The organism is Paralimibaculum aggregatum, assembly GCF_030270585.1.
GTDB lineage: Bacteria > Pseudomonadota > Alphaproteobacteria > Rhodobacterales > Rhodobacteraceae > Thermohalobaculum > Thermohalobaculum aggregatum.
This window is the reverse complement of sequence record NZ_BSYI01000018.1, coordinates 68,685-89,572: the sequence shown is the minus strand read 5'-3', so window position 1 is coordinate 89,572 and position 20,888 is coordinate 68,685. Positions and strand designations below refer to the sequence as shown.

Annotated in this window: 25 protein-coding genes; 13 read left to right on the top strand and 12 right to left on the bottom strand. The window is 71.2% G+C overall.

Going from position 1 to position 20,888, the window contains the following annotated elements; genetic code table 11:
• A partial coding sequence (locus QSJ97_RS12855) for a response regulator (protein ID WP_285672175.1) occupies positions 1–406 on the top strand: 406 nt, incomplete at its 5' end.
• Positions 407–430: 24 nt separating this feature from the next.
• Here QSJ97_RS12855 and QSJ97_RS12850 read toward each other — a convergent pair.
• Entirely contained in the window at positions 431–715 is a 285-nt protein-coding gene (locus tag QSJ97_RS12850; RefSeq protein WP_285672174.1) for a 4a-hydroxytetrahydrobiopterin dehydratase, read from the bottom strand.
• Positions 716–778: 63 nt separating this feature from the next.
• Positions 779–1,492 (bottom strand): phosphonate metabolism transcriptional regulator PhnF, encoded by a 714-nt coding sequence (phnF, locus tag QSJ97_RS12845; RefSeq protein WP_285672173.1) that lies wholly within the window; start codon positions 1,490–1,492, stop codon positions 779–781.
• Between the two features lie 150 nt (positions 1,493–1,642).
• Here phnF and phnG point away from each other — a divergent pair, with 150 nt between their 5' ends.
• The 7 genes from phnG (at position 1,643) to phnL (ending at position 6,998) form a co-directional block, all read left to right on the top strand.
• Positions 1,643–2,092, top strand: a complete 450-nt coding sequence (gene phnG / locus QSJ97_RS12840; protein ID WP_285672172.1) for a phosphonate C-P lyase system protein PhnG — start codon at positions 1,643–1,645, stop codon at positions 2,090–2,092.
• On the top strand, positions 2,092–2,706 hold the full coding sequence (gene phnH / locus QSJ97_RS12835; protein ID WP_285672171.1) for a phosphonate C-P lyase system protein PhnH: 615 nt from the start codon (positions 2,092–2,094) through the stop codon (positions 2,704–2,706). The genes phnG and phnH overlap by 1 nt, the downstream gene beginning before the upstream one ends.
• Before the next feature lies 1 nt (position 2,707).
• Complete coding sequence (locus QSJ97_RS12830) at positions 2,708–3,805, top strand: carbon-phosphorus lyase complex subunit (RefSeq protein WP_285672170.1); 1,098 nt, start codon at positions 2,708–2,710, stop codon at positions 3,803–3,805.
• The gene (locus QSJ97_RS12825; RefSeq protein WP_285672169.1) at positions 3,802–4,413 is read left to right on the top strand and encodes an HAD family hydrolase; all 612 of its coding nucleotides are present in this window, start codon (positions 3,802–3,804) and stop codon (positions 4,411–4,413) included. The genes QSJ97_RS12830 and QSJ97_RS12825 overlap by 4 nt, the downstream gene beginning before the upstream one ends.
• Complete coding sequence (locus QSJ97_RS12820) at positions 4,410–5,318, top strand: alpha-D-ribose 1-methylphosphonate 5-phosphate C-P-lyase PhnJ (protein WP_285672168.1); 909 nt, start codon at positions 4,410–4,412, stop codon at positions 5,316–5,318. The genes QSJ97_RS12825 and QSJ97_RS12820 overlap by 4 nt, the downstream gene beginning before the upstream one ends.
• 2 nt (positions 5,319–5,320) lie before the next feature.
• Positions 5,321–6,151 (top strand): phosphonate C-P lyase system protein PhnK, encoded by an 831-nt coding sequence (phnK, locus tag QSJ97_RS12815; protein ID WP_434220916.1) that lies wholly within the window; start codon positions 5,321–5,323, stop codon positions 6,149–6,151.
• Between the two features lie 136 nt (positions 6,152–6,287).
• Positions 6,288–6,998, top strand: a complete 711-nt coding sequence (gene phnL, locus QSJ97_RS12810) for a phosphonate C-P lyase system protein PhnL (RefSeq protein ID WP_285672166.1) — start codon at positions 6,288–6,290, stop codon at positions 6,996–6,998.
• Positions 6,999–7,009: 11 nt separating this feature from the next.
• Here phnL and QSJ97_RS12805 read toward each other — a convergent pair whose 3' ends face one another.
• Positions 7,010–7,693 (bottom strand): DUF1045 domain-containing protein, encoded by a 684-nt coding sequence (locus QSJ97_RS12805; RefSeq protein ID WP_285672165.1) that lies wholly within the window; start codon positions 7,691–7,693, stop codon positions 7,010–7,012.
• Between the two features lie 146 nt (positions 7,694–7,839).
• Between QSJ97_RS12805 and QSJ97_RS12800 the strand changes: the two genes are divergently transcribed.
• Complete coding sequence (locus tag QSJ97_RS12800; RefSeq protein WP_285672178.1) at positions 7,840–9,027, top strand: alpha-D-ribose 1-methylphosphonate 5-triphosphate diphosphatase; 1,188 nt, start codon at positions 7,840–7,842, stop codon at positions 9,025–9,027.
• A gap of 109 nt (positions 9,028–9,136) precedes the next feature.
• On the opposite strand, the gene QSJ97_RS12795 is transcribed toward QSJ97_RS12800, so the two are convergent.
• Positions 9,137–9,835: a M48 family metallopeptidase gene (locus QSJ97_RS12795; protein ID WP_285672164.1), complete on the bottom strand. Its 699-nt coding sequence runs from the start codon at positions 9,833–9,835 to the stop codon at positions 9,137–9,139.
• Positions 9,836–10,017: 182 nt separating this feature from the next.
• Between QSJ97_RS12795 and QSJ97_RS12790 the strand changes: the two genes are divergently transcribed.
• Both QSJ97_RS12790 and QSJ97_RS12785 read left to right on the top strand, forming a co-directional pair.
• A complete protein-coding gene (locus tag QSJ97_RS12790) occupies positions 10,018–10,518 on the top strand; it encodes a VOC family protein (protein WP_285672163.1) in 501 nt (166 codons plus the stop codon).
• 31 nt (positions 10,519–10,549) lie between these two features.
• On the top strand, positions 10,550–11,005 hold the full coding sequence (locus tag QSJ97_RS12785) for a hypothetical protein (protein ID WP_285672162.1): 456 nt from the start codon (positions 10,550–10,552) through the stop codon (positions 11,003–11,005).
• 125 nt (positions 11,006–11,130) lie between these two features.
• Here the strand turns inward: QSJ97_RS12785 and QSJ97_RS12780 are convergent, their stop codons facing one another.
• From QSJ97_RS12780 to QSJ97_RS12760, 5 genes are all read right to left on the bottom strand, one after another.
• Complete coding sequence (locus tag QSJ97_RS12780) at positions 11,131–12,114, bottom strand: DMT family transporter (protein ID WP_285672161.1); 984 nt, start codon at positions 12,112–12,114, stop codon at positions 11,131–11,133.
• Positions 12,115–12,408: 294 nt separating this feature from the next.
• Positions 12,409–13,599: a vWA domain-containing protein gene (locus QSJ97_RS12775; protein ID WP_285672160.1), complete on the bottom strand. Its 1,191-nt coding sequence runs from the start codon at positions 13,597–13,599 to the stop codon at positions 12,409–12,411.
• A 30-nt stretch (positions 13,600–13,629) separates the two neighbouring features.
• Complete coding sequence (locus QSJ97_RS12770) at positions 13,630–13,806, bottom strand: hypothetical protein (protein WP_285672159.1); 177 nt, start codon at positions 13,804–13,806, stop codon at positions 13,630–13,632.
• 73 nt (positions 13,807–13,879) lie between these two features.
• Positions 13,880–15,208 carry a DUF2927 domain-containing protein gene (locus QSJ97_RS12765; protein ID WP_285672158.1) on the bottom strand — a complete coding sequence of 443 codons (1,329 nt, stop codon included), beginning with the start codon at positions 15,206–15,208 and terminating at the stop codon, positions 13,880–13,882.
• Positions 15,208–15,642 carry a GNAT family N-acetyltransferase gene (locus QSJ97_RS12760; RefSeq protein ID WP_285672157.1) on the bottom strand — a complete coding sequence of 145 codons (435 nt, stop codon included), beginning with the start codon at positions 15,640–15,642 and terminating at the stop codon, positions 15,208–15,210. Before QSJ97_RS12760 ends, QSJ97_RS12765 begins: the two co-directional genes overlap by 1 nt.
• A 156-nt stretch (positions 15,643–15,798) precedes the next feature.
• Here QSJ97_RS12760 and QSJ97_RS12755 point away from each other — a divergent pair, with 156 nt between their 5' ends.
• Entirely contained in the window at positions 15,799–16,710 is a 912-nt protein-coding gene (locus QSJ97_RS12755; protein WP_285672156.1) for a hypothetical protein, read from the top strand.
• Between the two features lie 8 nt (positions 16,711–16,718).
• On the opposite strand, the gene QSJ97_RS12750 is transcribed toward QSJ97_RS12755, so the two are convergent.
• Complete coding sequence (locus tag QSJ97_RS12750) at positions 16,719–17,564, bottom strand: AAA family ATPase (protein ID WP_285672155.1); 846 nt, start codon at positions 17,562–17,564, stop codon at positions 16,719–16,721.
• Positions 17,565–17,740: 176 nt separating this feature from the next.
• Between QSJ97_RS12750 and dksA the strand changes: the two genes are divergently transcribed.
• Positions 17,741–18,163, top strand: a complete 423-nt coding sequence (dksA, locus tag QSJ97_RS12745; protein ID WP_285672154.1) for an RNA polymerase-binding protein DksA — start codon at positions 17,741–17,743, stop codon at positions 18,161–18,163.
• Positions 18,164–18,226: 63 nt separating this feature from the next.
• Here the strand turns inward: dksA and QSJ97_RS12740 are convergent, their stop codons facing one another.
• Both QSJ97_RS12740 and QSJ97_RS12735 read right to left on the bottom strand, forming a co-directional pair.
• The gene (locus tag QSJ97_RS12740) at positions 18,227–19,192 is read right to left on the bottom strand and encodes a LysR family transcriptional regulator (protein ID WP_285672153.1); all 966 of its coding nucleotides are present in this window, start codon (positions 19,190–19,192) and stop codon (positions 18,227–18,229) included.
• 231 nt (positions 19,193–19,423) lie between these two features.
• A complete protein-coding gene (locus QSJ97_RS12735; RefSeq protein ID WP_285672152.1) occupies positions 19,424–20,884 on the bottom strand; it encodes a TrkH family potassium uptake protein in 1,461 nt (486 codons plus the stop codon).
• Positions 20,885–20,888 lie beyond the last annotated feature (4 nt).

The window sequence follows — 20,888 nt, the reverse complement described above, 5'->3', positions numbered from 1 at the left end:
GCCCGCGCCGGCGGGGCTGCCGCGGGTGCTGATCGCCGAGGACAACCGCACCAACCAGCTGGTCTTCCGCCGCATGCTCGAGGCGGAGCCCTGCGAGATCGCCTTCGCCGCCAACGGCCTCGAGGCGGTGCAGCTTTCCGAGAGATTCCGCCCCGATATCATCCTGATGGACATCTCGATGCCGGAGATGGACGGCTATGAGGCGACTGGGCGCATCCGCGAGACCGAGGCCGAGACCGGCCGGCCCCCGGTGCCCATCGTCGCGCTCACCGCCAACGCGATGTCCGGCGACCGCGAGCGCTGCCTGCAGGCGGGAATGACCGACTATCTCGCCAAGCCCGTGCGCAAGGCCGAGCTGAGCGAGGTGATCGCGCGCTATGCGCCGGAGGAGAAGATGCGCGCCTGAGCGCCCGCCATCGGCCCCCTGGCCTCAGCGCGGCCCGGGCAGCGCCTCCATCCGCTCCGCGAGCGCGATGTCCTTCTCCGTCAGCCCCCCGGTATCATGGGTGGTCAGCACCACCTCGACCCGGTTGTAGACATTCTTCCACTCCGGGTGGTGGTTCATTGCCTCGGCCTCGAAGCCGGCCCGCATCATCCAGGCCAGCGCATCGCGGAAACTGCGGAAGCGGAAGGTCTTGGCGATTGCCGCGCCATCGGCGGCGCGGGCCCAGCCGGCCTCCGCGAGCGCCGCCGGCACTGCAGTTTCCTCGGTCATCCGTCTCTCCTCCGGTCAGCCCCTCGGGTCGGCCGCCCGGATCGATCCCGGGGCCGGCCCGGGTCAACCCTGACCGGTGAACGTGGTGCTGTCGACCACGAGTTGCACCCGGTCGGAGCAGAACCAGGTGCGGCCATGCTCGATCGGGCGCCCCTCAGGATCGACGTCGAGCGCCTCGGTGAGCAGGACCGGATGCACCTCGGGCATCTTCAGGTGCCGCGCGATCATCACGCCGGGGCGCTCGGCGGTGAGCCGCGTCCAGAGCCGGCGGTAGTCGCTGATGCCGATCCGCGCCATCGCGCCGGTGACCGACTGCTCCGCCTTCAGCGCCTCGGCAAGGCCCTGCAGCCGCTCCAGCGGGAAGGTCGAGCGGGCATAGGTGATCGGCACCTCGTCGGCGAGGCCGATCGACTCGGTCACCAGCACCGGGGCGCCGGTCTCGATCTGCAGCGCCTTCGCTTCCACGGGTTCGGCCGGCAGGCGTTCCATGCGCAGCCAGATGCGGTTGGCAGCGCGGCCGCGGTCGGCGAGGTTGCGGCTGAGGCGGGTGCGCGGGCCGATCATGTAGTCGAAGCGGCCCTGGGTCACATAGGCACCCGAGCCGCGGCGGACATGGATCCGCCCCTCGCTGCGCAGGCTCTCCAGGGCGCGGCGGACGGTGTGCCGGTTCACGCCGAAGCGCTGCGACATTTCCGCTTCGGTGGGCAGCTTGGCGCCCGGCGGATAGAGACCTTCGTCGATCTCGTCGCTGAGCGTGTCGAATATGCGCTGCCACAACGGCATGCTGCGGGGGCGGTCGGACGCTGTCACAAAAGCTTCTCCGGTTTTCGACAGACTGGGCTGGTGCGTGGCTTGCCATGCTGATATGTTTAGACAACTAGACGTCATACAGCAGGGCAGGGTGGTGCACCCGGTTTTATTCATGTCATGACAGATCGCAAGCCCCAACGTAAGGACTGGATGTCGCTTTTTGCAAAAGCGGCGGAGGATCGGCTCGCCGAACTCTGGCAGGCGGCGGCGATGGCGCCGGATTTCACCTGGCTGCGCAGGCCCGAATCCGGGGCGGTCATGCTGCGCGGCCTGGCCGGCGGGCAGGGCGCTCCGTTCAATCTCGGCGAGATGACGGTGACCCGGGCCTCGGTGCGGCTCGCCGGCGGGCAGGTCGGCCATGGCTATGTCGCCGGGCGCAGCAAGCGCAAGGCCGAGATCGCCGCGCTCTGCGATGCGCTGATGCAGGACCCGGCGGCGGCCCCGGCGGTGGAGGCGGCGATCCTCGGCCCGCTGGCGCGCGAGGCCGAGGCGGCGGCGGCGAAGCGGGCCGCCAAGGCGGCGGCCACGAAGGTCGAGTTCTTCACCATGCAGCGGGGCGAGGACTGATGCGGGGCGAGACGGCCACAGCCGCGCCTGCGGCGGGGGATGCGCTTTCCGGCGGCTTTGCCGACCCGGCGCGCGACGGAGCGGCGGCGTTCCGCGCCGTGCTCTCGGCCATGGCGCATCCGGGGCGCATCGAGCGGCTCGCCGGGGCGGCGCCGCCGGCCGGGATCTCGCCCGCTGCGGGTGCGCTGATGCTGGCGCTGGCCGATGCGGAGACCCCGGTCTGGCTGCCGGAGCGGCTCGCCGGCGGGCCGGTGGCGGAGTGGTTGCGGTTCCACACCAATGCCCCCGCGGCAGCCGGCCGTTCCGCGGCGGCCTTCGCGCTCGGCCGCTGGGAGGAGCTGGTGCCGCTCGCCGACTATCCTGCCGGCTGCCCGTCCTATCCGGACCGCAGCGCCACGCTGGTCGTCGATCTGCCGGCGCTCGAGGGCGGCCCGGCGCTGACGCTCTCGGGGCCCGGGCTCGCCGCGCCGGCACGGTTCGCGCCGATGCTGCCGGCCGAGGCGGCCGCGGCGCTCGCGGAGAATGCCGCGCGCTTCCCGCTCGGCGTCGATGTCTGTTTCGCGGCGGCGGACCGGGTTGCCGCCCTGCCGCGCAGCACCAGGCTGGAGGGCTGACATGTATGTCGCGGTGAAGGGCGGCGAGCGCGCCATCGACAATGCCCATGCCTGGCTCGCGGAGGAGCGCCGCGGCGACCCCTCGGTGCCCGAGCTCAGCCTCGCGCAGATCGCCGGGCAGATGCGCCTCGCGGTCAACCGGGTGATGGCGGAGGGCTCGCTCTATGACCCGGAACTGGCGGCGCTGGCGCTGAAGCAGGCCCGCGGCGACATGGTGGAGGCGATCTTCCTGATCCGCGCCTACCGCACCACGCTGCCCCGCTTCGGCGAGGCCCGGCCGGTGGAGACCGCGGCGATGGCCTGCCAGCGGCGGATCTCGGCAACCTTCAAGGATGTCCCCGGCGGGCAGGTGCTGGGCCCGACCTTCGACTACACGCACCGGCTGCTCGACTTCAAGCTGGCCGCCGAGGGCACGCCGGCGCCCGCGCCGGAGGCCGCGCCGGGGCCGCAGCATACCCCGCATGTGCTGGGCATTCTCGACCGCGAAGGGTTGATCGAGGGCGAGCCGGAAGGCTCGGAGACCCCGCCCGATCTCACCCGCGAGGCGCTGGATTTTCCCTGTGACCGGGCGCTCCGGCTGCAGGCGCTGGCCCGCGGCGACGAGGGTTTCCTGCTCGGCCTCGCCTATTCCACCCAGCGCGGCTATGGCCGCACCCACGCCTTCGTCGGCGAGCTGCGCGTCGGCATGGTGGCGGTGGAATTCGAGATTCCCGAGCTCGGCTTCGCCATCGAGATCGCCGAGATCGAGCTCACCGAATGCGAGACGGTGAACCAGTTCGCCGGGAGCAAGTCCGAGCCGCCGCAGTTCACCCGCGGCTACGGGCTGGTGTTCGGCCAGTCGGAGCGCAAGGCGCTGTCGATGGCGCTGGTCGACCGGGCGCTGCGCTGGCGCGAGCTCGGCGAGGAGGATACCGGCGCCCCGGCGCAGGACGAGGAATTCGTTGTCGCGCATTGCGACAACATCCAGGCCACCGGTTTCCTCGAGCACATCAAGCTGCCGCATTACGTCGATTTCCAGGCCGAGCTCGAGCTCGTGCGGCGGATGCGCCGCGAGGCAGCGGCTTCGGCTGCGGCTGCGGCCAGCGAGGCGGCGGAATGAGCCGGTCGCTCAAGGCGGTGGTCTTCGATGTCGGCAATGTGCTGATCGGCTGGAATCCGCGCCTCGTCTATCCCGACCTCACCGATGCGCAGGTGCGCTGCTTCTTCCAGGAGGTGGGGTTCCAGGAGTGGAACGTGGCGCAGGACCGCGGGCGCAGCTGGGCCGAGGGCGTGGCGGAGCTGATCGCGCGCTATCCCCACCGCGCGCCGCTGATCGAGCGCTTCCGGCGGGACTGGCACAGGGCGGTTCCCGGCCCGGTGGACGGCATGGAGCAGCTGCTGGATACGCTCGATGCCCGCGGCGTCGCGCGGCACGCGATCACCAATTTCTCGGTGGAGCGCTGGATCGAGTGCCAGGCCCGGTTCCCCTTTCTTGCCAATGGCTTCGGGGTGACGGTTGTCTCGGGGCGCGAGCGCATGGTGAAGCCCGACCCGCGGATCTATCGCCTGATGCTGACGCGGGCCGGCCTCGCGCCGGAGGACTGCATCTTCGTCGATGACAGCGCGGCCAATGTCGCCACCGCGCGGGCGGTCGGCATGGAGGGCCACGAGTTCCGGACGGCGGCGGGGCTCGCCTCGGATCTGCGCAGGAGGGGGCTGCTGGCATGAGCGGGCACGAGAACGCATCCGGTGCGGCCGGGGCGGAGGCCTACAACTTCGCCTATCTCGACGAGCAGACCAAGCGGATGATCCGCCGGGCGATCCTGAAGGCGGTGGCGATCCCGGGCTACCAGGTGCCCTTCGCCAGCCGCGAGATGCCCATGCCCTATGGCTGGGGCACCGGCGGCGTGCAGGTGACCGCGGCCTGCCTGACCGCCGAGGACCGGCTGAAGGTGATCGACCAGGGCGCCGACGACACCACCAACGCGGTCTCGATCCGCAAGTTCTTCGAGCGCACGGCGGGGGTGAAAACCACCGAGGAGACGGAGCAGGCGACGATCATCCAGACCCGCCACCGGATCCCCGAGGCACCGCTGGCGGAGGGCCAGATCATGGTCTTCCAGGTGCCGATCCCGGAACCCCTGCGCTTTCTCGAGCCGCGCGAGACCGAGACCCGCAAGATGCATGCGCTCGAGGAATACGGGCTGATGCATGTGAAGCTCTACGAGGACATCTCGGTGCATGGCCACATCGCCACGACCTATGCCTATCCGGTGCTGGTCGAGGGCCGCTACGTGATGGACCCGTCGCCGATCCCGAAATTCGACAACCCCAAGCTCGACGACAGCCCGGCGCTGATGCTGTTCGGCGCGGGTCGCGAGCAGCGCATCTATGCGCTGCCCCCTCATACCCGCGTGCAGAGCCTCGATTTCGAGGATCACCCCTTCGATCGCGGGCACTGGGACGAGGACTGCGCGCTCTGCGGCGATGCCGGGAGCTATCTCGACGAGGTGATCACCGACGATGCCGGGGGGCGGATCTTCGTCTGCTCCGACACCGCGCATTGCCGCGCCCGCCGCCAGGCCGGCCATGCCGGCGCTGCCAGCGCACCCTATGAGGAGGCCGGAGCATGACCATGATGATGGATCGCCTGCGCAGCGCCGACCGCCGGCCCGCGCCGGTGGCGGCGGACGGCGCCCGCGGGCCCCTGCTGACGGTGGACGGGCTGGCCAAGCATTATGGCGCGCGGATCGGCTGCACCGGGGTCGGCTTCGATCTCTGGCCGGGGGAGGTGCTCGGCATCGTCGGCGAATCGGGATCGGGCAAGACCACGCTGCTGAAGGCGATCGCCGGGCTGGTGGCGCCGGATGCCGGCAGCATCCGCTACGACGCCGGCGCCGGGCCGGTGGAGGTGCGCGCGCTCTCCGAACCGGAGCGGCGCCGGCTGATGCGCACCGACTGGGCCTTCGTGCACCAGAACCCGCGCGACGGGCTGCGCATGGGGGTGTCGGCCGGCGCCAATGTGGGCGAGCGGCTGATGGCCCGCGGCCAGCGGCATTACGGACGCATCCGGGGCGCCGCGCTGGACTGGCTGGCCCGGGTCGAGATCGCCGGAGCGCGGCTCGACGACCGGCCCTCGGCCTTTTCCGGCGGCATGCAGCAGCGGCTGCAGATCGCGCGCAATCTGGTCAGCGAGCCGCGGCTGGTGTTCATGGACGAGCCGACCGGGGGGCTCGATGTCAGCGTGCAGGCACGCCTGCTCGACCTGATCCGGGCGCTGGTGCGCGAGCTCGGCCTCTCGGCCATCGTGGTGACGCACGACCTCGCCGTGGTGCGGCTGCTCGCCGACCGGCTGATGGTGATGAAGGACGGCCGCGTGGTCGAGGCCGGGCTGACCGACCAGGTGCTGGACGACCCGGCCCATGCCTATACCCAGCTTCTGGTGAGCTCGATCCTGCAGGTGTGAGGCGCGGGGCCCGGCGCCAGGCGCGCGCGGGCCCGCGGCCCACCCGCCCACCCCCGCGCGCCCGCGCGCGCATCGCCCGGCCCCGGGTGCCGCACCCGGAGGCCGCAACGCAAGCCAGCCAGAGGAGGCGCCGGCGATGGAGCCCCGGATCCGTGTCGAGAACGTGTCGAAGACCTTCACGCTGCACACCCAGGGCGGCACGCGGCTGGCGGTGATGGCGGGCGCCTCGCTGACGGTGCGCCCCGGCGAATGCGTCGCGCTGACCGGGCCTTCCGGCGCCGGCAAGTCGACGCTGATGCGCATCGTCTACGGCAACTACCGCGCCGATGCCGGCTCGGTGACGGTGGCGGGTACCGAGGTGGTGAACGCCGAGCCGCGCACCGTGCTGGCGCTGCGCCGCCATGTGCTCGGCTATGTCAGCCAGTTCCTGCGGGTGGTGCCGCGGGTGCCGACGATCGAGGTGGTGGCCGAGCCCTGCCTCGCGGTGGGGCGCTGCCCGGCCTCGGCGGAGGCGCGGGCCAGGGCGCTGCTGACCCGGCTCAACATCCCCGAGCGGCTCTGGGGGCTTTCGCCGCTGACCTTTTCCGGCGGCGAGCAGCAGCGGGTCAACATCGCCCGCGGCTTCGCCCATGCCTATCCGGCGCTGCTGCTCGACGAACCGACGGCCTCGCTGGACGCGGCCAACCGGGCCGAGGTGCTGCGGCTCATCGCCGAGGCCAAGGCGGACGGCGCGGCGATCCTCGGGATCTTCCACGACGCCGAGGCGCGCGCCGCGATCTGTGACCGGGCGGTGGATGTCGGTGCGTTCATGCCCGCCGCCGGGGCGGCGACGGAGGGCGCCGGATGACGCCCGCCGCTTCAGCCGGCGAGGCGATGGCGCGCCACCAGATGGAAGGCGGCGCCGGCGCCCGGATCGCCGAAGAGGCACAGCGCGTCGATCGCGAGCGGGCCGGCGATCGCCGGGCCGAAGGCCGCCGCGGCGCGCGCCAGCACGGCCGGCGCCGCCTCCGGGTGCAGCCGGCCCGAGAGCGTCAGGTGGAAGCGGAAGGCGTCGAGCACATAAGGATAGCCCCAGCGGCGCAGATGCGCCTCCTCGCGCGGCTCGAGCCTGCCGGCGCGGCGCTTCTCCAGCTCGGCCTCGGACAGCGGCGCGCGCAGCGGATCGAGCCGGGTCACGCAGGCCGCCGCCAGCGCGTCGAGTTCGGGGCAGGGGCCCGAGGGCCTGAGCGCGGCGAAGCCGAGAGCCGCATCGAGCGCGAGCGGCGGCGCCGCGACCGGGGCGATCTCCGCGGCCAGCGCCGCCAGCGCCGCATCGAGATCCGCCGGGTGCGTGCCCCGGTTCAGCCGGAAGGGCGGTTTCAGCGTGGCGTGGAAGCCATAGCGCCGGGGCGCTTCCGTGAGCGCCGCCTGCGCCTCGCTCTGTGGCCGCGGCTGGCATGCCGCCGGATCCCAGCCGAGCCAGTCGGCCCCGGCCTCGGCGAGCGCGCTGCCGGGCGCCGGCGCCCAGTAGACCGCGTAGCGTTCGTAGCCGTCGAGACCCATTTCCGCTCCCATTTCACCCCATGCGCGCAGGCCGGCTTGACAGCGCCGGCGCCGCACTGCAGCCGGGGACAGACCTGCCGAGGAGGCCGCCCATGTCAAGTCCGACCCGCCTGATGGCGCCTCCCGAAGGCGCTGCCCCGTCCGGGATGCCCGGGCCCGAGCCCGAGCCGGGTCTCGCGCCGCGCCCGGCGCCGCCGCTGGTGCTGGCCAATGCCCGGCTGGTGCTGGCCGGCGAGGTGGTGCGGGGCAGCGTCGCGCTCCGCGACGGGGTGATCGCCGACATTGCCGAGGGCGCGGGCGTGCCCGCCGGGGCGCTCGACTGCGACGGCGCGACGCTGATCCCGGGGCTCGTCGAGCTGCACACCGACAATCTCGAGAAGCATCTCCGCCCGCGCCCGGGCGTGCACTGGCCGCGGGCGGCGGCGGTTCTGGCGCATGACGGCGAGATCGCCGCGGCGGGCATGACCACGGTGTTCGATTCGATCCGCGCCGGCACGCTGAAGACCCCCTTCGAGAGCCATGAGAGCGTGCGCTATGCCCGCGAGGTGGCCGACCAGATCATCCGGCTGCGGCGCCAGGGCGCGCTCCGGATCCAGCATTTCCTGCATATCCGCGCCGAGATCTGCTCGCATACGGTGCTCGAGGAGCTCGACGAGTTCGCCGGCGAGGCGCTCGTGCGGATCGTCTCGGTGATGGACCATTCGCCGGGGCAGCGGCAGTTTGCCGACGAGGGCAAGTATCGCCAGTATTACCAGGGCCGGCACGGGCTCTCGGAGGCGGAGATGGCGGAGTTCACGCGCTACACCAAGGCGCTCTCGGCCGAGCGCGGGCCGGCGCACGAGGCCGGGATCGTGGCGCGGGCGCGGACGCTCGGCGCGGCGCTCGCCAGCCATGACGACACCACCGGGGACCATGTCGCGCAGTCGGTCGCGCTCGGCGTGCGCTTTGCCGAGTTCCCGACCACGCTCGAGGCGGCGCAGGCCTGCAAGGCGGCGGGGGTGCCGGTGATGATGGGCGCGCCCAACATCCTGCGCGGCGGCAGCCATTCGGGCAATGTCGCTGCGGCGGAGCTGGCGGCCGAGGGGCTGCTCGACATCCTGTCGTCGGATTATGCGCCCTCGGCGCTGGTCATGGGGGCGATGAAGCTCGCCGAGCTGACCGGGGACCTGCCGGGGGCGATCGCCACGGTGACGCGGGCGCCGGCCGAGGCCGCCGGGCTCGGGGACCGCGGCGAGATCGCCATCGGCAAGCGGGCGGATCTGGTGCTGCTGCGCGATCTCGATGGGCTCGCGGTGGTTGCCGGGGTCTGGTCGGGCGGCGCGCAGATCGGCTGACGGCGGCGCGGGAGGAGAGCGCGGGCCGCCACCTCCCCCACCCCTGAGATGTCGCGGCGGCTATGAGGGCAGCGCGGCCCACCCATGGGAGGTGGCGGGCTGCGCGGGCTCAGCCGGCAGCGCCCTCCCAGCGGGCGGCATTCTCGCGGATCGCTCTGGCACGGGCCTCCACCGGCGGGTGGCTGGCGAGCCAGGCGGCCGGCCCGGCGGCGGCCGTGACCCCGGGCACCAGTTCGCGCAGCTTCTCCAGCATCCGCGCCTGCGGCTCGGCGCCGAGGCCGGCCCGGATCATCACCGCGGTGGCATAGGCATCGGCCTCGAACTCGTCCTTGCGCGAGAGGGTGGCGACGAAGAAGCCCGAGAGCAGCCGTGCCAGATACCAGCCGATCACCGGGATCAGCCGGGCCAGCACGCCGCCGAGCACCGTGTGCACCGCCTGGGCGATGGCAATGTCGATGGCGCGCCGGCGGGTGTGTCCGAGCGCCAGATGGCCGAGCTCATGCGCCACCACGGAGGCGAACTCCGCCGGGCTGACGCGGCCGCGGCGGACTTGATCGACCAGCCCGCGGGTGACGTAAATCTCCCCCCCCGGCGTCGCCAGCCCGTTGACCATGGGCTCGTCGAGCACGCGGACCTGCACCTCCGCCACGCCGGCGGTGCGCGCGATCCGGCGCAGGATGCTCTCGAGCTGGTCGTTCTCGAGCCGCCGCGAGCGCCGGCGCAGGGCCGCGCCGCTGGTCCGCGAGGCGATCGAGAACCAGACGAGGGCGAGCAGCACCGGGGCGAGGATCAGGAGGAGCTTGAGCATGGGGTGAATGTAGGTGCAGAGGCGCCCGCAGTCATCCTCGGAAAGCGGCGTGCACGCACAATCCTTGCCCGGCGGGGAGGAGTGATTTGCGGGCATCGCCGGCTGACAGGCGCGGCTGGCAATGCCACATCGGAGGGAGAGGCGCCGGGGCGGTCCCGCCGCCGCGGCCCCTGGAGGAGCCCATGATCCCGCTCGAGCCCGCCGCCGCCGCCGTTCCCGGGGTGCGCATCGGCCATGTCCATCTGCGCGTCGCCGATCTCGACCGCGCCATCGCCTTCTATGGCGGCGTGCTCGGGCTCGACGTGATGCAGCGCTTCGCCAGCGGCGCGGCCTTTCTCGGCGCCGATGGCTATCATCACCATATCGGGCTCAACATCTGGGAAAGCGCCGGCGGCACGCCGCCGCCGCCGGGCCATAGCGGGCTCTATCACACCGCCTTCCTGTATCCGGACCGCCCGTCCCTGGCGCGGGCGGTGGCGCGGGTTCTGGCGGCGGGGATCCGCCTCACCGGCAAGGCGGATCACGGGGTCTCGGAGGCGGTCTATCTGAACGACCCGGACGGCAACGGGGTCGAGCTCTATCGCGACCGGCCGGAGCGGGACTGGCCGCGCGACGCCGGCGGCCGGCTTGCCATGGTCAACGCGCCGCTGGATCTTGACGACTTGCTCGCTGCCGGCGTGTAAGCTCGGGAGGGGCCGCGGCGAGGGGCTCCGAGTGGAGGGGCGTCCGGTGCCGATGCGCGTGCAATATGTCGAGGGCCATGCGGCGGTGATCGCCCGGCTGAGCGGCGTGGTCGAGGCCGGCGATATCCGCGCCTCGTTGCAGTTCGCCTTCGGTGCCGGGCTGGTCAGGCCGGGGGTCGCGCGGCTGGTCGCGGTGGATCAGGGCGCCGCGCTGCACCGGCTCGACCTGCCGGCACTGGCGCGAATCCAGCGTGCGGTGCTGCTGGAGGAGAGCCGCGGCGGCCGCGCGCCGGCCTTCCGGTCGGTGCTCTGCGCGCCGTACGGGCTGCACCGGCCGATCGCATGGCTCTACAAGGCGCAGTGGGACATGCTGGATCTGCCGGGGGTGCGCTTCGACGTGGTCGAGCGCGAGGCCGAGGCGCTGGCGCTGCTCGGCATCCCGGCGGATGCGACGCTGGGGCCGGAGATCGACCTCGACCGGCGCTAGCGCCCGGTGGCGGGCCGGGGCCGCCGCCTCCCCCACCCTGTCGAGGTCTCGCCCCCGGGCGGGCGTTTCAAGAGCCCACCCATGGGAGGCGGCGGGGGCCTCTGGCGGGCGCGGCGCCCGGGATCTCAGCGCTGCACCGGGCGGGTGTGGCGGAGCGGGCGGCGGCGGGCCCTTTCGCGCAGGAAGACGAAGAGCCCGGCGCCGGCGATCAGCGCGATCCCGGCGAGCACCCAGGGCCCCGGCAGTTCGTCGAACACCGCCCAGCCCCAGAAGATCGCCAGCGGCAGCGCGACGTATTCGAAGGGCGCCACGGTGGCGGCGGCGGCGGAACGGTAGGCCTGGCTCAGCGTGTAGCCGATCACCGCCGCGTTGAGCCCGAGGCCGAGGAACAGCAGCCGGTCCTCCGGTGCCGGCCAGACCCACGCGCGGAACAGGAAGACCAGGCTCTCGTTGGACAGCCCTTCGGTCAGGCGCCCGTCGCCGGTGGCCGCCCAGAAGCCGAGGCTGACCAGGATGAACATCACCTGCAGATAGATCGCCATCGCCGAGGCCTTGGAGCCCATGCCGAGCTTGCGCGTGAGCACCTGCAGCAGCGCATAGCAGAAGGCCGCGGCCACCGGCAGCAGCAGCACGCCGGTCGGCTGCGCGCCGGTGTCGGCCGGGCCCAGCATCAGCAGCACGCCGCAGAAGCCGACGGCCACCGCGCCGAGCCGCCAGGGGCCGACCTTCTCGCCCAGCACCGGGATCGAGAGCAGCGTGATGAAGAGCGGCGCAACGAAGAACAGCGCCGTCGCGGTTGCCAGCGGCAGCACCGCGAGGGCGGCGAAATACATCATGTTGGACGCCACCACCGCCAGCCCGCGGAGGACATGCAGCCAGGGGCGGTCGGTGCGCAGGATCTTCCAGCCGCCCTCGAGCTGCACGAGGCCGATGGTGAAGACGATGCCGATCGCCGAGCGCACGAAGACCATCTGGTGCAGCGGATAGCCGCCGGAAAGCTGCTTGATCAGCATGTCGTTGACAGAGATGCAGGTCATCCCGGCGAGAATGCACAGGATCCCGAGCGCCGGCGCGTGCTGCGCGGCGGGGGCGGCGATGGGCGCGGTCATGATGGTCCTCCTCGGACCGATCATTGGGGCGGGATGCCGGATTTGTCGAGGATTGCGGGCAGCGTCGGGCGGCAAGGGAGCCTTGCGCGGCGCGCAAGGCCGCCGCCCCCTGCGGCGGCGCCTAACCGAGGCCGGCTGGCGGATCGGCGGCCGCCAGCCGCGGCGGATCGTGCCGCGATCCGGAAGCGCGGCCGGAACAGCCCCGGCCAGGGTGCGATCACCGGCCGGGGCCGGGAACGCCGGCTCCGCGGCGGCAGCGAGCGGCAATCTCCGGGCGCGGTGCGCTGCGGGCCTTCAGCGGCTCAGTTCGCGGGTGGCGGCTTCGAGCCCGCTGAGGGTCATCGGATACATCCGGTCCTCCATGATCCGGCGGATCAGGCCGATCGACTGGGTATAGCCCCAGTGCGCCTCCGGCGTGGGGTTGATCCAGGCGGCCCGCGGGAACCGCGCGAGCGCCCGGCGCAGCCAGGTTTCGCCGCTCTCGGCGTTCCAGTGCTCGTTGGCGCCGCCCGGCATCACCACCTCGTAGGGCGACATCGCGGCATCGCCGACGAAGATCAGCTTCCAGTCCGGCCCATAGGTGCGCAGCACCTGCTCGGTGGGGGTCTGCGCATCCCAGCGCCGGCGATTGTCGCGCCAGACGCCCTCGTAGAGGCAGTTGTGGAAATAGTAGTATTCGAGGTGCTTGAACTCCGAGCGCGCGGCGGAGAACAGCTCCTCGCAGACCCGGATATGGTCGTCCATCGAGCCGCCGACATCGAACAGCAGCAGCACCTTCACCGCGTTGTGCCGCTCGGGCCGGAGCTTGACGTCGAGCCAGCCCTGATGCGCGGTGGCGCGGATCGTGCCGTCGAGGTCGAGCTCCTCGGCCGCGCCCTCGCGGGCCCAGCGGCGCAGGCGCTTCAGCGCCACCTTGATGGTGCGGGTGCCGAGCTCGCGGTCGCCGTCGAGATCGCGGAACTGGCGCTTGTCCCAGACCTTCACGGCGCGGCGGTGGCGCGAGCGGTCCTGCCCGATGCGCACGCCCTCGGGGTTGTAGCCATAGGCGCCGAAGGGCGAGGTGCCGGCGGTGCCGATCCACTTGCTGCCGCCCTGGTGGCGCCCCTGCTGCTCCTCGAGCCGCTGGCGCAGCGTTTCCATCAGCTTGTCCCATCCGCCGAGGGATTCGACGAGCGCCTTCTCCTCCTCCGAGAGATGCTTCTCGGCCAGCCGGCGCAGCCATTCCTCCGGCAGATCGACGGTCGCGACGCCATCCTCGGCATTGCCGGAGACCGCCTCCAGCCCCTTGAACGCCTCGGCGAAGACCCGGTCGAACCGGTCGAAGAAGCGCTCGTCCTTCACCAGCGCGGCGCGGGAAAGATGGTAGAACCCCTCGATGTCATAGGCCACCAGCTCCGCCTGCATCGCCTCGTGCAGCGTCAGATACTCGCGCAGGCTGACCGGCACGCCGGCGGATCTGAGACCGAAGAACAGCTTGAGAAACATGGTGACTCGCTTGCCGGTGTCGGGGCGGGTTCAGCCGAAGAGGCCGAGCCGCGCCGCCAGGATCTGCAGGGCCAGCATGGCCAGCATGGCGGGTATGGCATGGGCGAGGGCGTATTGCACGCGGTCGCCGGTGGTGCCGCCGCGGCGCCCGGCGCGCACCCAGCCGAGGAGGCCGGCGCCGAGAAAGGTCAGGATCAAGAGTGCCATGGCTCGGATCTCCTCCGCTTGGCTTCGGCGCATGGGGCCGGTCTGCCGTAGAGATGGCCCGGCGGGCCGGTGGTCAAGAGCCGGCGCCGCTCCTGCTGCGTCCGGTCGCATAGGCTTCCCAGGCGGCGGCGCGGCGCGCCTCTGCCCGGGCCTCGGCACTGCGGCCGAGCCCCTCGAGCGCCCGCGCCCTCAGGGAATAATGCGCCGCCAGCGCCTCGTCGAGCCCGTGTCCCGCCAGAACCGGCGCGAGCCCCTCGGTCAGCTCCAGCGCCTTTTCCGGCATCGCCATGTTGAGCGCGAGGCCGGCGCGGGTGAGCCGGGCCTGCGCGATCCGCGGATCCTCGGCCCCGTGCACCCTCGTGCAGACCCGCTCCGCGGTCACCAGCCGCGCCGCCGCCTGCTCCGGCATCTTCAGCTTCTCGAGATGGGCGAGCGTCACGAGGCTGTGGCAGTGCCAGGCGGTGCCGGGCAGCGCGACCTCGGCATAGCGCAGCGCCTCGGTCGCCGCCCTGCGCCGCTCGGAGGCCGAACGGTCGCCCCGGAACGCGCCGGCGATCAGCCGCCGCCAGGCCGGCTCGGCACGGTGGCGCACCGGGGGCAGCGGGCGGGCGCGCCTGCCCGCCGGGTTGATGCGCTCCAGAACCAGCCGCGCTCGCGCCTCGGTCTCGCTGCGGGAGAGCCCGGTCGCCATCTCCGGCGCATAGAGCACGCGCAGCATCAGCAGGTCGAGCCGCGTCGGCCAGACATGCCCGAAATCGTCGTTGAAGACCGACGGCCCCAGTCCGTAGAGATCGTTGAGCGGGCCGAGGCCCTGCGCGATCTCCTCCAGCAGGCAGCGCCGCACATCCGCGGGGATCGCATCGGCGGGGATGAAGATCGTCACCGCCTCGAGGCGCGGCGCGGCGGCCAGCGCGTCGCCGCCATTGCCCGCCGGGTCGCGCTCGAAATCGCGCCAGCGCCGGTCTCCGGCCACCAGAACGCAGGAGGCGGCGGGCAGCAGGTCGCGGAAATCGCCGCCCGGCACGAGCCGCACCACCATGTTGCGATCCACCGCGCCGCGGCGGATGTCGAGCCCGCCATGCTGGCGGAGATAGGCGAGATAGGTGTCGAGGAAGGGCTGGTGCAGCGCCGCGCCCGGCCCCTCGATGCCCACCACCACCGGCGCCTCGATGCGCACCAGATGCGGCCGCCGCCCGCCCCATTCGGTGTCGTGCGTCAGCAGCACGAAGAGCCGCGCCAGCGAGGCGTTGTCGTAGCCGGTATGGCCCGCCGGCAGGCGCGCATGGAGAACCGGCTCCGCCGGCGGCTCGGGCACCGCGGCGGGGCGCTGGCCGGGCAGGGCGCAGGCCGCCAGCGCCGGCAGCAGCAGCGCCGCCAGCATCGCGCGGATGGCATGGCGCATCAGCGGCTGTACTTGATGAAGGGCGTGAGCGTCGCCACCCGGTCGTAGAGCTTGCGGGCGGTGTGGTTGAAATCCTGCGTCAGCCAGTAGACCGAGGGGCAGCCGGCGGCATCCGCCGCAGCATAGACCGCCTCGATCAGCGCCCGCCCGGCGCCGGTGCCGCGGATCTCCGGATCGACATAGAGGTCCTGCAGATAGACCACCTTCTCGATCCGCCAGCCGTGGCGGTGATAGATGTAGTGCACCAGCCCGACGAGCCTGCCGTCCTGCTCGGCGACGAAGCCCTGGTAGTCGCCCTCCGCCTCGCAGAGCAGCCGCGCGAAGCTGGTCGCATAGACCTCCTCGGGCAGCTCGGTCTCGTAGAACGCGAGATAGCCGTGCCAGAGCCGGCGCCACTCCGCCTCGTCCGCCGCCGTCAACCGCCTGATCTGCATGGCCCCATACCTCCCGATCCCTTCCCCATGCCACGGGGCCGGAGAGGGGGCAACACCCGCGCGGGTCTCGCGATCGGGGGGCACGGGCGGCTTCGGCCGGCAGGGGCGCCGTGCTATGATCGGCCGCGCAGCGACCCCAGCCTCCCGAGAGACGCCATGCCCCCGCCACCGACGCCCCCGCCGGCCGAAATGGATGTCTTCAACGCGGCCAGGGAGCGCGCTGCCGGCGGGCCGCAGGTGGCCGATCTCGCGGCGATGCGCGGGCGGCGGGCGGTGTTCATCGGGCGGCAGACCAGGCACCCGGAGGCGCTGGCCCGGCTCGCGCCGCTCGACGGGCTGGCGATCACCGGGGTGAAGCCGGCACAGGCAGCGGAGGCCGTGCGCGCGGCCGATCCGGCGGCGCTCTGGCTGGTGGATCTCAGGCTCGAGGATCTCGGATTGCTGGCGGGGCTCACCCGGCTCGAGGCGCTCTGCCTCGAGGATCTGCCCCGGCTGACCGATCTGGCGCCGCTGGCGGGGCTGCGCGGGCTGCGTCTCCTCTCCATCAAGGGGCTGAAGCGGGTGGAGGACCTCGCGCCGCTGGCCTCCCTCGCCGGGCTGACCGCGCTGGAGATCGCGCCGGGCAGCGTGGTGGCAAAGGGGATCACGCTCGATCTCGGGCCGCTCCGGGCGCTGCGCGGGCTCGCGGTGCTGCACATTCCGGGCATTCGCACGCCGGACCTTTCCACCGCGGTGCTCGACGGCTTTCCAAAGCTCACGGATCTCGATATCGGCGGCAACTGGCCGGTGGCGGAGCTCGCCCGGCTCGCCGCGCGCTATCCGCAGCTCGAGAGCCGCTGGCTGAAGCCGCTCACCGCCAATGCGCATTACGGCGGGGGCGGCATTAGCACCACGCTCTACGATATCGACCCGGACGATCACCCGGAGGCGCGCATCACCCTCACCGCGAGCGGGCTGCGCAAGCCGCACGAGCTCGACCCGGAGAGGGATGCCGCCCGGATTGCCAGGCTGCGTGCCGAGTGGGCGAGCCATCTCGCCTGCTTCCGGCGGCACTACGGCATGGAGTGAGCGGTCCCTCAGCTCCGCTCGCGCCGGGCCAGGAACGCGAGCCGCTCGAAGAGATGCACGTCCTGCTCGTTCTTCAGCAGCGCGCCATGCAGCGGCGGTATCGCGGATTTCGGATCGGCCCGAAGGGTCGCGGCATCCACGTCGTCGGCCATCAGCAGCTTCAGCCAGTCGAGCACCTCCGAGGTGGAGGGCTTCTTCTTCAGGCCCGGGGTCTCGCGGATCTCGTAGAAGCGGGTGAGGGCGGCGCGCACCAGTTCCTGCTTGATGCCGGGGAAATGTACCTCGACGATTCTCGCCATGGTTTCGGCATCCGGAAACGAGATGAAATGGAAGAAGCAGCGGCGCAGGAAGGCGTCCGGCAGCTCTTTCTCGTTGTTCGAGGTGATCACCACAACCGGGCGCTGCACCGCGCGGATCGTCTCGCCGGTCTCGTAAACGTGAAACTCCATCCGGTCGAGTTCCTGCAGCAGGTCGTTGGGGAACTCGATATCGGCCTTGTCGATCTCGTCGATCAGCAGCACCACGCGCTCCGGCGCCGTGAAGGCCTCCCAGAGCTTGCCGGGCTTGATGTAGTTCTTCACGTCGCGCACCCGGTCGTCGCCGAGCTGGCTGTCGCGCAGCCGGCTGACGGCGTCGTATTCATACAGGCCCTGGATCGCTCGCGTCGTGGATTTCACGTGCCATTCCAGCAGCTTCATGCCAAGGCTTGAGGCAATTTGACGGGCCAGTTCGGTCTTGCCCGTGCCGGGTTCGCCCTTCACCAGAAGCGGCCGCTCGAGGCGGATCGCGGCGTTGACAGCGATCGTCAGATCCTCGGTGGCGATGTAGTCGGCGGTGCCCTCGAATCTGCTCATGGCGAAACGCTCCTCGGCTTGGTTCATCTGTCCTGCGGGATTGGTCTTCGGCGCCTATAACCCTTGCCGAGCATGAGTTTAAGGCGTGACATGAAGGTTCAAAGCGACTATAGCAGGCCCACGACATGGGGGGGTGCCGGGCCGCACCGGCGCTTAGCGTGATAGGGGCTGGATCCATGAATGTCGAGATACCAATCGACGCTGATTACCGACCTTCCGACGACGAACCGTTCATGTGTCCCCGGCAGAAGGAGTATTTCCGCCGGAAGCTGCTTGAATGGCGCAATTCGATCATCAACGAGAGCCGCGAGACGGTCGAGCACATGCAGGCCGAGACCAACAACATCCCGGACCTCGCGGACCGGGCCTCTGCCGAGACCGACCGTGCGCTCGAGCTGCGCACCCGCGACCGGCAGCGCAAGCTGATCTCGAAGATCGATGCGGCGCTGCGGCGGATCGAGGACGGCAGTTACGGTTACTGCGAGGTGACCGGCGAGCCGATCTCGCTGCGCCGGCTCGAGGCGCGGCCGACCGCGACGCTGTCGCTCGAGGCGCAGGAGGCGCATGAGCGCCGCGAGAAGGTCCACCGCGACACCTGATCCTGCTGAAATGCCCAAGCGTCGCCCCCCGGGGCGGCGCAGGTCTTTCGGGGTGGGCGGCGGTCAGACCGGCATGTCCTCCCAGCGCTCCACCAGGAGCGGGCGCGGCACCTTGGGGAGATAGTCCCCGTTCGCCAGCATCAGGAAATCCCGGAAGGCCGCCGAGGTCGCCGAGAGCTTCGCCTCCGCCGGGCGCACGAGATACCAGTGGCGGATGATCGGCAATCCCTCCATCCGCAGCATCACCAGCCGCCCGGCCTCGAGCTCCGGCACCACCGTATGTGCCGAGATCACCGCGAGGCCGAGCCCGGCCATCACCGCCTGCTTGATGGTCTCGTTGGTGCCCATCTCGACCATGCGATAGGGCCGGCCCTCGCCGATCCGGTCGAGATAGCGGCGCATCAGGATGCGGGTGCCCGAGCCCTGCTCGCGGCCGAGGAAGGTCTCCTCGAGCAGCGCCTCGGGCAGGATGTCATCGGCCAGCGCCAGCGGATGGTCCGGCGGCGCGATGATGATGTAGGGATGCTCGCCCAGCACCTCGGCCTCGACCGGCGGCTCCTGCGGCGGGCGGCCCATGATGGCGAGCTCGACCTCGCCGCGGGCGAGCGCCTCGACGATGGCCTCGCGGTTGCCGACCTTGAGCCCGATCTCGACATCCGGCAGCAGCGCCTTCATCCGCGCGACGAGACCGGGGGCGAAGTACTTGCCCGTGGAGACGACGCCGATCGAGACATAGCCCGCCATGCCCGCCTTCATCGCCTCGATCCGGGCAAAGCACTGCGACAGCGCGGTTTCGATCTTCTGCACCGTGCCGAGCAGCTCGCGGCCGATCGGGGTGAGGCTCACCTTGCCGTCGGGCCCACGGTTGAGCACCTGCGCGCAGACGCCTTCTTCCAGCGATTTCAGCTGGGTGGAGACCGCGGGCGGGGTCACGTGCAGCGTGCCGGCCGCCGCGGTGATCGAGCCGGTCTCGACGATCGCGGCGAGCGCGCGAAGCTGCTTCAGCGTGAGGGATTTGGGGTGCGCCATGGGTTCGATCTAAGCGGTGTTAAACGGATCTTACAACCCGGCCGCAATTCATGCGCGAAAAAAATGGAGCGACCCTCCGGCCGCTCCAGCGCAAGAACCGAACCCCTGGGAGAGTGTCCGGCCGACATGTCGGCATATCCCGACATACCTCGACCACAGCTATGACCCGCCCGGGCGCGAAAGAGAATTAGAAAAATATTCAAAGGGCTTAAGGTAGGCTGCGGTGCAGGGTCAGCGGCGCCAGAAGCTGGGGGTCAGCAGCACCAGCACCGAGATGAACTCGAGCCGGCCGAGAAGCATGCCCATCGAGCAGATCCATTTCGCCCCCTCCGGCAGGTCGGCATAGTTGCCCGAGGGCCCGATCTGCGTGCCGAGACCGGGGCCGACATTGGCCAGCACCGCCACCGCGCCCGAGATCGCGGTGATCGCCGGCAACCCGAACATCGAGAGCAGGATCGCCCAGACCGAGAGCGCGGTGACGAAGACGAAGAAGAAGGCCATCACCGAGGACAGCACCTCCGGCTCCACCGCGCGGTTGTCGTAGCGCAGCGGAAAGATGCCGGAAGGCGAGTGGATGCGGCGGATCTGCTGGATCAGCGCGGCGAACAGGATCTGGTAGCGGAACACCTTGGCCGAGCAGGAGGTCGAGCCGGCACAGCCGCCGATCAGCGCCACGGTGAAGAAGAGCGCGATGGGCAGCCCGCCCCAGCTGTCATAGGGCGCCGAGGCATAGCCGGTGCCGGTGGTGATCGAGGTGATGTTGAAGAGGCTGGCGCGGAACGCCGCCTCGACATCCGTGCGCCCCTCGAAGAGCAGCCAGAGCATCACCAGCCCCGATACCACGAGGACCACGCCGAGAAAGCCCTGCACCTGCCGGTCGCGGACGATCGGCCGCGCCCGGCCCCTGGAGAGCTCGATGAAGCGGATGAAGGGCAGCGCCGCCAGCATCATGAACAGCACCGCCACATACTGCGCGCCGGCGGAGAATCCCGCGAAGCTCGTGTCGTAGTTCCCGAGCCCGCCGGTGGAGACGGTGGTCATGGCATGGCAGATCGCGTCGAACGCCTCCATGCCGGTCGCCGAATAGGCCAGCACGCAGCCCACCGTGAGCGCGAGATAGATCCAGAAGAGCTGGCCCGCCACCTCGGCCGCGCGGGGCAGGATGTCGGTGCCGATGTCGAAGCTCTCGGAGCGGAAGAACTGCATGCCGCCGATCTTCATCGCCGGCAGGAAGACCATGGCGAACACCACGATCCCCACGCCGCCATACCATTGCAGCACCGCGCGCCAGAACAGCAGCCCCGGCGGCGCGGTGTCGAGCTGGGACATCACCGTGGCGCCGGTGGTGGTGAGCCCGGACACGGCCTCGAAATAGGCATCGGTGAAGTCGAGCCGGTAGGGGGTGTCGGCCGGCCCGTAGAGGAAGGGCAGGGCGCCGAAGACCGGCAGCACCACCCAGACCAGGGTGGTCAGCAGGAAGGCCTGCTGGCGCGAGAGCCGCTCCTCGATGGCGCTCCGGGTGACCAGCACCACCGCGCTCGAGGCGGTCAGCGTGAGGAAGGCGGCGAAGCCGGTGCCGCGCCAGTTCTCGTGCCCGCTATAGGCGTCGATCATGGCGGCGAGGATCATCGTCGCCCCGAGCACCGCGGTCAGCCGGCCGATGACCGAAGCGACGGGGCGGATGTCGTACATGCGC